Genomic DNA, 16686 nt, shown 5'->3' on the forward strand with positions numbered 1-16686 from the left:
AGTCCCATCAACAACCGTGACACGATGACTCGTCACCGACACCGCCGCCTCGGTCGGACCATACAAATTGAACAACTCTGCTTTCGGATTCACGATCCGAAAGCGCTTCGCCGTTTCAGCGGGTAACGCCTCGCCGATAGCCAGCACGCGCCGCAGTGCGGGGAGCGGAATGTCGCTGTCCGCGTTGGCGAGCAAGGCGTCGAGCATGGACGGCACCACATGCAGTGTGGTCACGGCTTCCCGGGTCATCAGCTCGGTCAGGTATGCGGAATCGCGATGGCCGTCCGGTGCCGCGATGACCAACCGCCCACCGCAAGCAATGGCCGACCAGAACTCCCACACCGACAAGTCGAACGTCGCCGCCGTCTTCAACAAGACCACGTCATCGTCAGCGAGATCGAACTCGAACGACTTCCACAGCAACTGATTCATGATCGCGCCGTGCGACACCGCGACGCCTTTAGGTCGGCCGGTCGAACCCGACGTGAAAATCACATACGCGGTGTTCTCCGGACGCAACGGCGCAATTCGCTCAGCGTCGGCGACGATTGCAGTGGATAGCCCGGTGAGGTCGAGTCGGTCCAATCGCACTATGGGCGCGACCGTGGAGGCGAAGCCCGCCTCGGCATTGGTCAACACACAGACCGGTGCCGCCGTCTCCAGAATGTAGTTCGTCCGTTCGGCGGGCTGGTCCGGATCCACTGGTACATACGCACCGCCGGCCCGCACCACCGCGTACATCGCCACCACCAGGTCTACCGACCGGCGCAACGCCAGCACCACCCGCGATTCCGGGCCGACGCCTTCCCGGATCAGATGGCGGGCCAAACGGTTGACCCGGCCGTCCAGCTCCGCGTAGGTCAGTTCCTGGCGGTCTTCGCCTGAGCTCGGCGCGTCGGCGACGAGCGCGACGGCATCCGGCACGGCGGCGACGGTGGAATCCAACAGCGCCGCCAACGTGGTCCCGGCGGACGACACCGACGCGGAGCAGCGCTCCGACGACTCCGGCGTCCAGCTATCGAGCAGCACAGGCGGATCGATCGCGCGGGCGGTGGCGTTGCGCACCGACAGCATCTCGATCCGCTCGGCTGCGCCGAGAATCTCGATATCCCCGACCGGAATCGTCGCGTCGGCCGCCACTGCGGCCAAGATGCGTGCCAATCGGTCGGCAATCGCGCGGACCGTATCGTTGTCGAAAAGGTCTGTGGCGTAGGTGAAGTAGCCACCGATTCCCGCCGCGGCACCGGACTCGTCGTAGCTGTCGCTCACAATCAGATGCAGATCGAATTGCGACACATTCAGGTCCGCTTCCACTCCGGCAATCGTCAAGCCGGGCAGCTCCAGCGCAGTCCGGGCGATGTTCTGGAATGACAGGCCCACCTGGAACAGCGGATGGTGTGCCGTCGAGCGTCGCGGATCGAGCACTTCCACCAAGCGCTCGAAAGGAACATCGGCATTCGCGAACGCCTGCAAATCGGTTTCCCGTTGCCGCGCCAATACTTCGGTGAACGATTCCCCGCCCGAAAGCCGGGTCCGGAATACCACGGTATTGACGAACATACCGATCAGGTCATCGAGTTCACGCTCCCCCCGACCCGCCACCGGGGTGCCGATCGCGATATCCCCGGAACCGGACAGCCGCGCGAGCAACACCGCGAGCGCGGTGTGCACGACCATGAAGACGGTGGCGCCGTTGGCGCGCGCCAAGCGCACGAGTCCCGCGTGGATAGTGGCGTCCACCGACACCTCGACCCGTCCACCGGCCATCGATGCGACGGGGGGCCTCGGCCGGTCGGTCGGCAGCTCCAACAGGTCGGGAAGCTCGGCTAGCTGCTCGCGCCAGTACGTGATCTGCTGTGCGGCAATGGCCCCGGAATCGGATTCCTCGCCCAGCACAGCTCGCTGCCAGAGCGCGTAATCGGCGTACTGGACCCGCAGCGGTGCCCACGCCGGGGCAGAACCCGCGTTCCGCGCGGCGTAGGCCACCATCACGTCACGCACCAAAGGCCCCAACGACGAAGCATCGGCGGCGATGTGATGCACCACGACCGCGAGCACGTGCTCCGGTGGGGATCCGGGGGCGCGTCCGTCGATCTCCAGCAACCGCACCCGCACCGGCACCTCGGTGGTGACATCGAACAGTGTCGCCGCGAGCGCACGAACCGCCACCGCGACCTCGGATTCGGTTACCCGCTCCGGCACGACAGCCAGTTTCACCTGTCCGGCGGCCAGGACGACCTGCACCGGACCGTCGCCGCCCGAGTCCCGCGCGGCCTCGCCGAGCTCCGGGTACACGGTGCGCAGCACCTCGTGCCGCGCCACCACATCATCGAGCGCGCCTGCCAGCGCCGCGACATCGAGCAAGCCGGTCAGCCGAAGCGCGAACGGCAAGTTGTAGGCCGCCGAGCCCGATGCGGCCGCGGGATCGTCATCGACCTGATCGAACCGGTTCAGGAACCACATCCGCTGCTGCGCCAACGACAACGGCAACCGCTGCGGCCGTGGCAGGCTGCCCAGTTCGACGCGGTGGTCGGCGTGGGTGTGCGACTCGATCGCCGTCGCCAAGTCCGTCACGGTCGACGCCTCGAACAGCGTCCGCACCGGAATGCGGGCGCCTACCGCGGCACCCAACCGCGCGACCAGCCGCGTGGCGACCAGGGAATTGCCACCGAGTGCGAAGAAATCATCGTCCGCGCCGACCCGGTTCAGTCCCAGCACCTCACCGAACACACCGGCCACGATCTCTTCCACCGGTGTGGCAGGAGCGCGGAATTCGCGAGTGCCAAAAGTCGGTTCCGGCAGTGCTTTACGATCCAGCTTTCCACTGGTATTCAAGGGGAAAGCTGGCAATGCGACGATCGTGGCCGGAACCATATACGCCGGAAGCGTTTCACCGATCCGCGCCAGCAATTCCACCGGCTCGATCGTCCGCCCCGACGCGGGAACCACATACGCGACCAGCTGATCACCCAGCGCCGACGGCGCCACCAGCGCAACCGCCTGACTCACCGAAGGCTGCGCCAGCAATGCCGTTTCGATTTCGCCCAGCTCGATCCGCTGGCCACGGAATTTCACTTGGAAATCGGTGCGGCCGAGGTAATCGAGCCGCTGCGGCATATCCGCGGCAGCCGGACGCCACACGACCAGGTCACCGGTCCGGTACATTCGCACACCGGTCCCGAACGGATTGGCGACGAATCGGTCCGCGGTCAGATCCGGGCGGCGCACATATCCGCGAGCAAGCTGGTCACCGGCCAAATACAATTCCCCCGCCACCCCTGCGGGCACCGGACGCAATCGCGAATCCAGGACATACACCTGGGTATTCCACTGCGGCAACCCGATCGGCACCGACCGCTCCCGAGCATCTCGAGCCGGCCAGTAGGTGACCGACACGGCGGCCTCTGTCGGCCCGTACAGGTTGTGCACCTGAGCATCGGACACAGCGTTGATGGCGGTGACTGTCTCCGGCGGCAACGCCTCACCGATCACGAAGATGTGCGCCAAGCTCGGCAACGAACCCGCCGCGGTGTGCGCGGCGAACACCGTCAACATCGACGGGACGAAATCCGTGACCGTAACCCGCTGCGCGACAATGGTTTCCGCGACATAGACCGGATCGCGATGTCCATCGGGCGTCGCCAGAACCAGCTTCGCCCCCACCCGCAACGGTAGGAAGAATCCCCACAACGACACATCGAACGTCGTCGCGGTCTTCTGCAGGTACACGTCATCGGGGCGCAGCGGATACTCGGCCAGCATCCACTCGATCTGGTTGTTGATCGCAGCATGCGAAACCGCGACGCCCTTGGGCCGGCCCGTCGAACCCGAAGTGAAGATGACATACGCGGGATGCTGCGGCAGGATCGGCCGCAGCAGCTCCTCGGCGCGCACCGGCGCACCGTCGAAATGATCGAGCTCCACGGCATCGACCTGGAGCAGCACCGTGCCGGAGGGGACGCTGACCGCGTCCGCGGTCGTCGTCACCACACAGGCGGGCTGTGCCGTCTCGAGAATGTGCGCGATCCGGTCCGCGGGATGATCGGGATCCAACGGCACGTAGGCGCCACCGGCCGTCAGGATCGCATACATGCCGACAACCAGGTCGACCGAGCGCCGAATCGCCAGCCCCACCAGCGATTCCGCACCTACACCGTGCGAAATCAACAGCCTGGCGAGCCGGTTGACGCGCTCATCGAACTCGCCATACGTCAGCGTCGCGTAGCGACTCGTTGAGGGGTGGTGGTCGGGCGACGGGTGGGCCAGCGTCGCGTAGCGACTCGTCGAGGGGTGGTGGTCGGGCGACGGGTGGGCCAGCGTCGCGTAGCGACTCGTCGAGGGGTGGTGGTCGGGCGACGGGTGGGCCAGCGTCGCGTAGCGACTCGTCGAGGGGTGGTGGTCGGGCGACGGGTGGGTAAACGAGGTGCCCTCGTAAACCAGCGCGATGGCATCCGGATGCGCCGGCAGTGCCCGGCGATAGCCATCGAGCAGCAGCTCGGGGGCAACCGGATGGCCGGTGTCATTCCAGTCGACCAGGATCCGTTCCCGTTCAGCCGACGACAGCAGGTCAATGTCGCCGATGATCCGGCCCGGATCTGTCGCCACGCAGGCGAGCAGCCGCTGCCACCGTTGCGCGAAGTCCGCGATCGTCGATTCGTCGAACAGGTCGGTGGCGTAGGTGAACATCGCCGCCAGCCCGGCCGCGGCATCGTCGTCCTGGCGCGGCACCACGGTCAGCTGGAGATCGAAGGTGGCCCGCGCACCACCGAGCTCGACAGCGGTCACGGTCAGACCGGGCAATTCCAGCCGCGGCGAGTCCATGTTCTGGAAGAACAGCGCGACCTGGAACAGCGGGTGATGCGCTGACGACCGAACCGGCTCGAGCACCTCGACCAGTCGCTCGAAGGGCAGCTCGGCATGCGAGAGCGCGGCCAGATCCGTCTCTTTGGTGGCGGCGAGCTGTTCGGCGAACGAGGCGCCACGATCGACGCTGGTCCGCAGTACCAGCGTGTTGACGAACATGCCGATCAGCTCGTCCAGTTCCCGCTCACCACGACCGGCGACCGGCGTGCCGATGGTGACCTCGTCGCTACCCGACAGCCGGCCGAGCAACACCGCGAATGCCGCGTGCACAACCATGAACAGCGAGGCGCCGGTGCGGCGCGCCAGCTCGGTCAGCTCGGCATGGATCTCGGCGGGAATCTCGAACGAGTACTCCGCACCCCGGCCGGAGGCGACGTTCGGCCGAGGCCGATCGGCGGGCAGCTCCAGCCGATCCGGGATGCCTTGCAAAGCCGCCCGCCAGTAATCGATGTGGCTGGCAGCCACCGATTCCGGATCGGACTCGTCCCCGAGTACCGCACGCTGCCACAACGTATAGTCCGCATACTGCACCGGCAGTGGCTGCCAGCTCGGCGGGGCACCGGCGGCCCGCGCCAGATACGCGGTCATCAGATCACGGACCATCGGCGCGATGGACGCACCGTCGGCGGCGATGTGGTGCACCACGACCGCTAGGACATGCTCGGCGGTGTGTGCGGAGCCGTCCGACGAATCCGGGCCTGCCACCAGTTCGGCGAGGGCGACCCGCAACGGGACCTGCGTGGTCACATCGAAACCGGCTGACGCGATGTCGAGCAACCAGTCCGGAAGTTCCGTCTCCGCCATCGGCCGCGATGCGAGATCGGGAACCGCCTGACCGGCGGGCAGGATCTGCTGATAGCCGGTGCCGTCCAGGGCCGGATACACCGTGCGCAACGTCTCGTGCCGATCGACCAGATCGGCGACCGCCGCTTGCAGGGCTGCCACGTCCAGCGCCCCGGACAACCGGACGGCGAACGGAATATTGTTCGCCGCCGACGCCGGATCGAACTGGTTGAGGAACCACATCCGTTGCTGCGCCAGCGATAACGGAATCGGTTGTGCCGCCGCGCCCGCTCGCGGCACCGGTACCAGCGCACGACGCCCGCCCGCGCCGCGCAGCACGGTCAGCCGTGCCGCGAGTGCGGCGACCGTCGATGCCTCGAAGATCACCCGAGCGGGCATCCGCGTGTCGAGTGCCGCCCCGAGCCGAGCGATCATCTGCGTGGCCGACAGCGAGTTGCCGCCCAAGTCGAAGAAGTCGTCGTCCGCGCCCACGGGCCGGTCCGCGGGCACGCCGAGCACGTCGGCGAACGTGGTCGCGACGAGTTGCTCCACCGGATCGGACGGCGCGCGGAATTCGCGTTCCCGGACCACCGGTGCGGGCAGCGCGCGCCGATCCAGCTTGCCGTTCGGGCTCAGCGGCAACGCCTCCAGCACCACAATCGCCGCGGGCACCATGTACGCGGGTAGGCGTGCGGCGAGGTGCGTGCGCAAACCGTCGACGTAGGAGTCGCGGTAGGACTGGTCGCCACGGGTGTCGCCGGGTCGCGGTGCACGCACGACATACCCGACCAGTTGATCGCCCAGGCGTGCGTCGGACCTGACGGTCGCCACCGCCTGCATGACCGAATCATCCGCCCGCAGTGCGGATTCGACCTCCTCCAGCTCGATCCGCAGACCACGCAGTTTGACCTGGAAGTCGGTGCGGCCGATAAAGGTGAGCGAGCCGGTCGCATCGGCTGTGACGAGGTCGCCGGTGCGGTACATCCGGCTGCCGGGCGCACCGAACGGGTTGGCCACAAAACGATCCGCGGTGAGGTCGGCGCGGCCGACATAGCCCCGGGCCAATTGGGCACCCGCCAGATACAGCTCGCCCGCGACACCCGACGGCAGCGGATGCAGGCGCGAATCCAGCACATATGCCTGCGTATTCGATACCGGAAGGCCGATCGGAACCGCACCCGCCACGTCGTCGGCGACTGCCGCGTGCGTGGCGTGAACGGTGTATTCCGTGGGACCGTAGAGGTTGAACAGCGCCGCTGTACTCACCCGGCGGATCGCCTCGACCGCGTCGGAGGTGAACGCCTCACCCGCGATGAGGAGCGCCCGCAGTGAGCCGAGCTCCGCGGCGCCGGCCACCTCAGCACTGCTCGCGAAAACGGTCAGCATCGACGGCACGAACGAGGTCATGGTGATGCGCTCGGCCGCGATCACTTCGGCCAGATACCCCGGATCACGATGCCCGTCCGGCTCGGCCACAACCAACCGGCCACCGGTGGTCAGCGCACCGAACAACTCCCAGACCGACACATCGAATGTGACGGGCGTCTTGAACAACACCACATCATCGACGCCGATCTCGTATTCGCTTGTGATCCAACGGATCTGGTTGACCGCCGCGGCATACGCAACCGCCACACCCTTCGGCCGACCGGTCGATCCAGAGGTGAATATCACATAGGCCGGATGCGCCGGCCGCAACGGGGCGATCCGCTCCGCATCGACCACCGGCGCACCCGAATAACCGGACAGATCCAGCTCGTCCAGCACCAGCGTCGGCACTCCCGCACCGTCGAAACCATCGCGGGACGTGGTCAGCACACACACCGGCGCCGCCGACGCGAGCACATACCCGACTCGTTCGACCGGCTGATCCAGGTCGAGCGGCACATATCCCGCACCCGCGGCGTGCACCGCATATATCGCGACAACCAGGTCCACCGAACGCCGTATACCCAGCGCGACAAGCATTTCCGGGCCGACACCCGCATCGATCAGTCGTCTCGCCAACCGACGTACACGGGCCGCGAACTCGGCGTACGTCAGGGACTCCCCGCCGGGCGTCGACGGGTCCACAATCGCGACCGATTCCGGTGTCGCCGACACCTGGGCGTTGAACAGGTCTACGAGGGTAACTGCCGTGTCAGCGGTTTCGGCCTCCGCACGGCCGTTGAAGAAGAGGCGGGCCGCGCCGCCCGCGACCGGCCGCACCCAGTGCTGGACCAGCTCCGGCGGGCCTGCCCAGCCGGTGGCGACAACGACACGCAGCTCATCCAGTCCGGCCGGGTCCAGTGCGGCGAGTGTCGCGGGCGGGCCGAACAAATGCGTCACCTGTTCCCGCCGCAAAAGTCCCGCCAGCCCCGCGCTGTCGAGCCCGGCGGCCAGGACGAGCGTCGCCGCACCGCTCACGGCGAGCAGCAACTCGAGCGCCAGCTGGTCGGCCGTCGGAGCGACGAAGTGCAGGGTGCGAGCCTGCGGTCGCACTCGGTACCGCTCGCGCTGCTCAGCACAGAAATCGGACAACCCCGCCTGCGTGACCACTGTCCGCTCCGGGCGCCCGGCGCCATTGCGGGGATAGATCACGTACGCCGGGTGCTCGGCCTGCAACGGACGCACCCGATCGACGTGGGTAACCGAATCCGCGGGGTAGTCTCGCAGCGCCCGCTCGAACTCCGGCTCGTCGACGACCAACCACGCCACCGGCCCGGGCAGCTGGTCACGTACGGCCCCGACAGTCAGCCCGGACACCACACCCGGATCGAACACCGCCCGCACGACGAGGTCGGGCGAATCGTCCGGATCCAGCGGCACGAAGCCTGCGCCGGTCTTGGCCACCGCCCACAGCGCCACCACCGACTGGATCGAGTGCGGAATGCACACCGCGACCAAATCTTCGGGACCGATGCCACGTTCGAGCAATAACCGAGCGAGCCTCGTCGAGCGAGAATCCAACTCGGCGTACGTTATTCGCGCCGCCGATGCGATCGGGCCATCGACTCCGCCGCCGAACGACTCCGAAGCAGGCACCACAGCGAAGCTGTCCGGGTCGGTCTCCACCGCGATAGCCAGCAACTGCGGCAAAGTGGTGACCCGCGGGCGCCGGATACGATTGGGCCGCGCGCGCATCGGGCGGCTCATGCGTGGACCCCAATGCAAACAACAGTGCCTGGTCTGACGGCTGCCCGAACCAATGAAGTATCCCTCACTACTATCTGGTCTAGCTGTCTCTCACTGCCCAGCGTCGGCAGCGCTTCGCCCCACACACCGCCGATCCGGCGTGCCGGCACTATCGCGGCACGCCGGTCGCGGCGCAATTACTCCCCACCGTCACATACCCACTGCGACGACGCTTAAACCGCGTCTGATCGAGCGGCTTTCACCGGACCTAGCCGGATACCGTGTTCCCGAGGAGATCCGGGACGGCGGACACCTGCAGCGCACTCCGGGCGATCGGTGGCGGCACCGGACCGCCCTGGTCCAGCACCACAGCCTGCAGGTCGGCCAATTCCGCCGGGTCGATCACGGCGAGGTCGGCGGCGTCGATGAACAAGTGCGTCACCCACTCCTGGGCGAGCAAGACCTGCGGCGCTACTTCCGCCGATGCTGTGTCGACTATCACGATCGAAGCGCCTGCGCTACCCGCGGCCACCACCTCCAGCACGGCCGCCACCGGCTCCGGGGGGCCCTGCCGGAACGTGCGGGATTCGAAGGTCAGCCCGGTACGAGCGGACAACTCAGCCGCCGCGGCCGCCAATGCGTCGTAGGACAGCGCGACGCCATGGCGCCGGTCCGACGGCACGACCGCCGGATCGTCTCCACGTAGCGTTCGGAGCCGATTCGCGTAGGTCACCGGTCTCGGCGACTGGGCGTCGATCTCGGCGGCCACGGCAGGATCATCGAACGCCAACCAGTCGACACCGTCGATGCCGGATGCGCCACTCGCCGCCTCGCGCACGACCTCAACCGCGGCCACCAGCCCGACCTTGACCTCCAGTTCGCCGGGCAGTGCCGCGTCCACCGAGGGCACCGGAACCAGCGCCGCGCCGGTTTCCAGCACCGCCCAGACGGCGACCACCGCATCGATGCCGCGATCCAGGCGCAGCGCCACGCCGGTGCCGGGCCCGCAACCACGCCCGATCAGCGCCCGCGCCAGCCGCGACGATCGGGCGTGGATGTCCTGGTAGGACAACGCGTCCTCGCCCCACACCACGGCCGGTCCGTCCGGATCGTCCTCGACCGCGACGGCGAACAGCCGGGTCAGCGCGGTGCCTGCGGTAGGCGCCGCCGCCTCGGTCCGGGCCACATCGGTGGTCGTCTCCGGCACCGCGAACACACGGTTGCGTTCGTCGGCATCGAGTATGTCGATATCGCCGACGCATACCTGCGGGTCCGCGACCACAGCGGTGAGAATGCGCTCCAGCCTGCGCCCGAATGCCTGGGCGGTCGACGCGTCGAGAACGTCTGTGGCATAAGTGATCACGGTGACCAGGTCATCGAACGAGCCGTCCGCGCCATGCCGCGGCTCGACGGTCACCTGGAGGTCGAACTTCGCCGCACCCGCACCGATATCCAATGCCGCCACGGTCAGTCCGGGCAGTTCCAGGGTCGGCTGCTCGACGTTCTGGAACGAGAGCATCACCTGGAACAGCGGGCTGTGCGAGGTGACGCGTCCGGGGACGACCTTCTCCACCACGCGCTCGAACGGGATGTCCGCATTGGCGAAGGCCGCCAGGTCGATCCGGCGGGCCTGGTCGACCAGGTCGGCGAAACTCGCCCCGGTATCGACGGCGGTGCGCAGCGTCAGGGTGTTGACGAACATGCCGACCAGGTCGTCGAGCACGCGTTCGCCGCGACCCGCGATCGGTGTGCCGACAGCGACGTCGGAGTCGCCGGACAGCCGGGCCAGCAGCACCGCCAGCGCCGCGTGCACGACCATGAACAGCGTCGAATTATGCTCGCGCGCCAGCTTCGCCAGCGCTTCGTGCACCGGCGGCGCGACCGCGAATCCGGTGCTCGCTCCGCGCATCGTCGGCACCGCCGGGCGGGCACGATCCAGCGGCAAGTGCAGTTCGCCGGACAGGCCGGCGAGCTGGTCGCGCCAGTACGCCAACTGCCGTGCGGCCACCGAGTTCTCGTCGTCGTCGGTGCCGATCACGGCGCGCTGCCAGATCGCGAAGTCCGCGTACTGCACCTCGAGCGGCGACCAGCGCGGCGAGTTGCCGCGGACCCTGGCCAGGTAGGAAGTCATCAAGTCGCGGGCCAGCGGGGCCATCGAAGCGCCGTCCGCGGCGATGTGGTGCGCGACCAGGGCCAGCAAGTGCTCGTCCGGCCCGGGCTCGAGCAGCAGGGCACGCACCGGAACCGCTTCGGTCACATCGAATCCGGTGCCCATCAGCTCGGTGATCCGGCCGACCGGGTCATCGGTGGCGGCCACCTCCAACCCGGCGGGCAGCACCTCGGCAACGGACAGGATCTCCTGGTACGGCAGCCCGCCCGGCCCGTTCGCCGGGTAACGCGTGCGCAGCGATTCGTGCCGCTCCAGCACATCCGCCAGGGCGTAGCGCAACGCGGACACGTCCAGCGCACCGGTCAGCCGGATCGCCAGCGGAATGTTGTAGGCGGGCGAAGCCGGATCGAACTGGTTGAGCACCCACATCCGCTGCTGCGCCAGCGACAGCGGCACCGGCTCCACCCGCTCGGCGCGGACCAGCGGCGGTCGCGCCGCGCCGCCGGCGCCGGGCACCACGCGGGCGGCCAGCGCGGCGACCGTCGGCGCCTCGAACAGCTCGCGCACCGCCAGATTCGCTTCCAGCGCCTCGTTGATCCGCGCGACCACCCGGGTGGCCAGCAGCGAGTTGCCGCCGAGCGCGAAGAAGTCGTCGTCCAGACCGACCTCCGCGGCGGCGAGCAGTCCGGCGAACACCTCGGCCACCGCCTGCTCGACTGGGGAACTCGGGGCGCGGAAAACCGCCGCACCGAGGAACTCCGGTGCCGGCAAGGCTTTTCGGTCCAGTTTGCCGTTCGGCGTGAGCGGCAGCACATCCAGCACCACGACGGCGTCCGGAACCATATAGCCGGCCAGGAACTCCGACACCTGGGCGCGCAACACGGTCGCGTCCAGCGTGGCGCCGGCGCCGGGCACCGCGTAACCGATCAGGCGATCGCCCGCGTGCTCGTCCGAGCGGACCAGCACCACAGCCTGGCCGACACCAGGGCAGCGCAGCAGCGCCGACTCGATCTCGCCGAGTTCGATACGGAAGCCGCGCAACTGGACCTGCTGGTCGCCGCGGCCGGCGTACTCCAGGGTGGCTCCGCCACCCAAACCGACCCAGCGGCCGATATCGCCCGTGCGGTACATCCGAGATCCCGGCGCGCCGAATGGATTCGCGACGAAGCGCGCGGCGGCGAGTCCGGGACGGCCGAGGTAGCCACGGGACACCTGGGCCCCCGCGACGTAGATCTCGCCCGCCACACCGACCGCGGCCGGGTTCAGGCGATCGTCCAGCACAGCGGCCTCCAGGCCGGGCAGCGGACGGCCGATGATGCTGGCCGGGTTGTCCACCATCTGCGCGTCCAGCGACAGGAACGAGACATGCACCGTGGTCTCGGTGATGCCGTACATGTTCACCAGCCACGGCGCGTCCACCGGATGACGCTCGTACCAGCGCCGCAACCGGCGCAGATCCAGCGCTTCGCCGCCGAACACCACATAGCGCAGCGCCAATTCGCCCAGCTGGTTCGGGTGCGCGGCCCGATCGGCCTCGGCGAGCTGGTAGAACGCCGACGGGGTCTGGTTGAGCACGGTGACCTGTTCGCGAATCAACAGCTCACGGAACTGCTCCGGCGACCGGGAAGTCAGGTAGTCGACCACCACCACGGTGCCGCCGTTGGCCAGCGCGCACCACAGCTCCCAGACCGAGAAGTCGAACGCGAACGAATGGAACAGCGTCCACACGTCGGTCTCGTCGAACTCGAACAGCAGCTGGGTGTTGGCGAACAATTCGACCACGTTGCGGTGCGCGACGCCGACACCCTTCGGGACGCCGGTGGAGCCCGAGGTGTAGATGACGTACGCCAGGTTGTCCGGACGCAGCGGCGTGCTGCGCTCGGCATTGCGCACCCGGGCGTCATCGAACGTGGTGGTCGCCGCGAGAAGGTCCTCGAGCAGAAGCACCGGAATGGTCCCCGTGGGCAGCGCGTCCCGCTCCGCGGCGGTGGTCAGGACACAGCTGGGGGCGGCATCGGCGAGCATGAACTCCAGCCGCTGCACCGGATAGGTGGTGTCGATCGGCAGGTACGCCGCACCGGCGGTCAACACCGCCAGCAGCGCGACGGGTAGCTCTTCGGTCCGCGGGACCGCGACCGCCACCAGCGATTCCGGGCCCACACCGTGGGCGATCAACGCGCGCGCCACCCGATTCGCAGCGCGCTGCAACTGACCGAAAGTCAGTGTGGTGTCGCCGAAACGGATCGCGTCCGCGTCGGGCCGCCTGCGCGCCTGCGCGCCGATCAGGTCCACCAGGGTCACTTCGGGCACCACCGCACCAGGGGTGTTCCACTCGTGCAGCACGAGTTCGCGCTCACCGGGTGCCAGCACGTCGATATCGCCGACGATCACCGTGGCGTCGGCGGCCACCGCGCGCAGGATCCGGCCGAAGCGATCGATGAAGTCCTGCACGGTCGCTTCGTCGAACAGATCGGTGGCGTAGGTGAAGGCCGCCGACATACCCTGCGCGGCGGCGTGCCGGTCGAGCTTCTCCACCAGCGCCAGTTGCAGGTCGAACTTCGCCAACGGCACCGCGAGATCCACCGCGGCCACCGAAAGCCCCGGCAGCTCCAGCTCGGCGCTCGCCATGTTCTGGAAGGTCAGCATCACCTGGAACAGCGGGTGACGCGCGGCCGAGCGCACCGGGTCGAGCAACTCGACCAGCCGCTCGAACGGAACGTCGGCATGGCCGAACGCCTCGATGTCGACAGTCCGCACCTCGCGCAGCAGCTCGTCGAAGCGGGCATCCGGGGTGATCTCGGTGCGCAGCACCAGCGTGTTGACGAACATGCCGATCAGGTCGTCCAAGGCCGCCTCGCCGCGGCCCGCCACGGGCGTACCGATGGCGATGTCCCTGCTGCCCGACAGGCGGGCCAGCAGCACGGCGAGCGCCGCGTGCACGACCATGAACAACGTCGAATTATGTTGCTGCGCAATGCGAGTCAGCGCGATGTGCACATCGGCGTCGATCTCGAAGCCGACCGTCGCGCCGCGATGGGATGCGACCGCGGGCCGCGACCGATCCGCGGGAAGCTCCAATTGATCCGGCAGCGCGGCCAATGCGGTGCGCCAGTAGGCGATCTGCTGAGCCAGCACCGAATCCGGGTCGTCCTCGGCACCGAGGATCTCGCGCTGCCACATCGCGAAGTCGGCGTACTGCACCTCGAGTGCGGGCCATTCCGGCGCGCCGCCGCGCATCCGATCCACATAGGCGCTCATCAGGTCCCGGGTCAACGGACCCATGGAGAAACCGTCGCCCGCGATGTGGTGCACCACGCAGATCAGCACGTGCTCGGTCTCGGTCAGCGCGAGCAGGCGCACCCGAACCGGCGGCGCGGCGGTCACGTCGAAGCCCTCGGTCACCGCGGCGGCCACCAGCGCGGGCACCTGCGACTGCTCGGCCTGTTGGACCACGAGCTCCAGGAGTGCCCGCGGATCGGACGCGGGCAACACCGACTGGTAGCCCTCACCATCGACGTCCGGGTAGCGGGTGCGCAATACCTCATGGCGCTGGGCGAGATCGTGCACCGCGGCGCGCAGTGCGTCGACATCGAGCCGACCCGATAGCCGTACCGCGACCGGAATGTTGTCGACCGCGCCGGCCGGATCGAAACGGTTCAGGAACCACATACGCTGCTGGGCGTAGGACAGCGGTATCCGCTCCGGGCGCGGACGCGCGTGCAGCGCCTGGCCCGCGGCCGAACCAGCGTGCCGCTCGACGCGGGCCGCGAGTGCCGCGGCCGTGGTGGCCTCGAACAGCAATTGCACCGGCACCCGCAGCTCCAGCGCGGAGCCGATGCGCGCGGCGGCCTGCGCGGCCAGCAACGAGTTGCCGCCGAGCTCGAAGAAGTCGTCGTCCACGCCGACGCGGCCGTCCTGCTCGGGCACCAGCAGCGCGGCGAACACGTCGGCGATGATCTCCTCGACCGGCGTCGACGGCGCGCGGAACACACGCGCGGTGAATACCGGCTCGGGCAGCGCCGCGCGGTCCAGCTTGCCCACCGGCGACAGCGGGATCTCGTCCAGCGCCATGATGGACGCGGGAATCATGTACGCGGGCAACGACTCTCCGACGAACTCGGCGAGCGCTCCGGGATCCACCTCGACTCCTGGCCGGGGCAGCACATACGACACCAGCGCGGTCGCGCCGGACGGCAGCGCCTTGCCGAGGGTGGCCGCGAATTCGATGTCCGGGTGGCGGGTGAGCGCAGAGTCGATCTCACCCAGTTCGATGCGGAAGCCGCGGATCTTCACCTGGAAGTCCGAGCGCCCCAGATATTCGATGACGCCGCCGTCGGAGCCGTCGGATTCGGTGCGGCGCACCAGATCTCCGGTTCGGTACAGCCGCGCGCCCGGGCTGCCCGCGTCGGCGACGAACGGGCTGGCGACGAAGCGCTCCGCGGTCAGCCCTGGCCGACCGAGGTAGCCCTGCGCCAGCGCGGGGCCGGATAGGTACAGCTCGCCGACCACCCCGGCCGGTACCGGCCGCAGCCGCGAATCGAGCACGAACGCACCGACTCCCGGGATAGGCGTGCCGATCGTGATGGGCTCATCCGGCGCCAGCGGCGGCGTACTGGTGGCGAGAATGGTCGCCTCGGTGGGCCCGTAGCCGTTGTAGAACTCACGCTCACCCGCCCAGCGGCCGACGAGTTCCGGACCGAATTTGTCCCCGGCCACCACCACCGCTTGCAGATCGTCCAACCCGGTCGGGTCCACCGATTCCAGCGCACCCGGGGTGATGAGCATGTGCGTGACGTGCTCGCGCCGCAGCAGATCGGCCAGTTCGAAACCGCCGAACACGGTCGGCGGCGCGACCACCAGCGTCGCCCCGGCAGAGAAGGCCAGCAGCAGTTCGAGCACCGAGACGTCGAAATTCGGTGAGCAGACGTGCAGTACCCGGGATTCCTCGGTGACTCCGTAGTGCTCGCGCTCGGCAGCCACCAGCCCGGCCAGACCGCTGTGCGAGACCACGACACCCTTGGGCATGCCGGTCGACCCGGAGGTATAGATGACGTAGGCCGGGTGCCGCTCGTCGAGCGGGCGAATCCGGTCGGTGTACGAGATGGGGTGCCCCGGGCGGGCGTTGATTCGCGCGGCCAGCACCGGGTCGTCCAGCTCGACCCAGTACACGCCGGTGCCGAGCAACGCGCGGTGCGCCGAGACGGTGAGCCCTACCGTCGCGCCGGAGTCGGCGACGATGTGGTTGATCCGGTCGGCGGGGTAGCTCGGATCGACCGGCACGTAGGCGGCGCCGGTCTTCGCGATGGCCCATACCGCGAGCACCGACTCCACACTGCGCGAGATCGCGATGGCGACCACGTCGCCGGGCCCGGCACCGCGCTCGATCAGTTCTCTGGCCAGCCGCGAGGACGCCGCGTCCAGTTCAGCGTAGGTGAGTTCCCGATCATCGGCCGGATCCCCGGTCGGGTTGAACCGGATCGCGACCTCGGTCGCGGCGGACTCGACCGCGGCCGTGAGCAGCTGACCGAAGAGTGGACTACCGGACCTGCGGCGACGGCTACCGCGAGCGGAGCGACGGGCGGTTTCCATTCGAGTGTCTTCACCTCTCGCGTCGAGCCAGGACCGGACATATCCATACCAGAGGTATGTTTCTCGGAACCGGCGCGGTCCGGGCAATCATATAAGGGAATGTTCGGTGATCCCGCGCGCCGTATTGCATTGCCGCGGCAACCGCAAGCACGGTCCGCGACCCTACTCTGCCGTGTTGTCCTCTCGCCGAATACCGTCCGCTGCCAGACCCGGGAAGCGGTGCCTGC

General features: G+C 68.3%; 2 protein-coding genes. Both read right to left on the reverse strand.

What is annotated here, in order from left to right; genetic code table 11:
- Positions 1–8781 (reverse strand): non-ribosomal peptide synthetase (locus ACT86A_RS02470; protein ID WP_445090328.1); only part of this gene is annotated, 8781 nt, incomplete at its 3' end.
- Between the two features lie 247 nt (positions 8782–9028).
- Positions 9029–16459 (reverse strand): non-ribosomal peptide synthetase, encoded by a 7431-nt coding sequence (locus tag ACT86A_RS02475; RefSeq protein WP_445090329.1) that lies wholly within the window; start codon positions 16457–16459, stop codon positions 9029–9031.
- Positions 16460–16686: the final 227 nt, after the last annotated feature.

This window comes from Nocardia glycosmidis, from assembly GCF_052545115.1.

What these genes read in the sequence shown, in the direction of transcription:
- ACT86A_RS02475 (WP_445090329.1), bottom strand. Translation starts at nt 16,459, where the DNA reads ATGGAAACCGCCCGTCGCTCCGCTCGCGGTAGCCGTCGCCGCAGGTCC.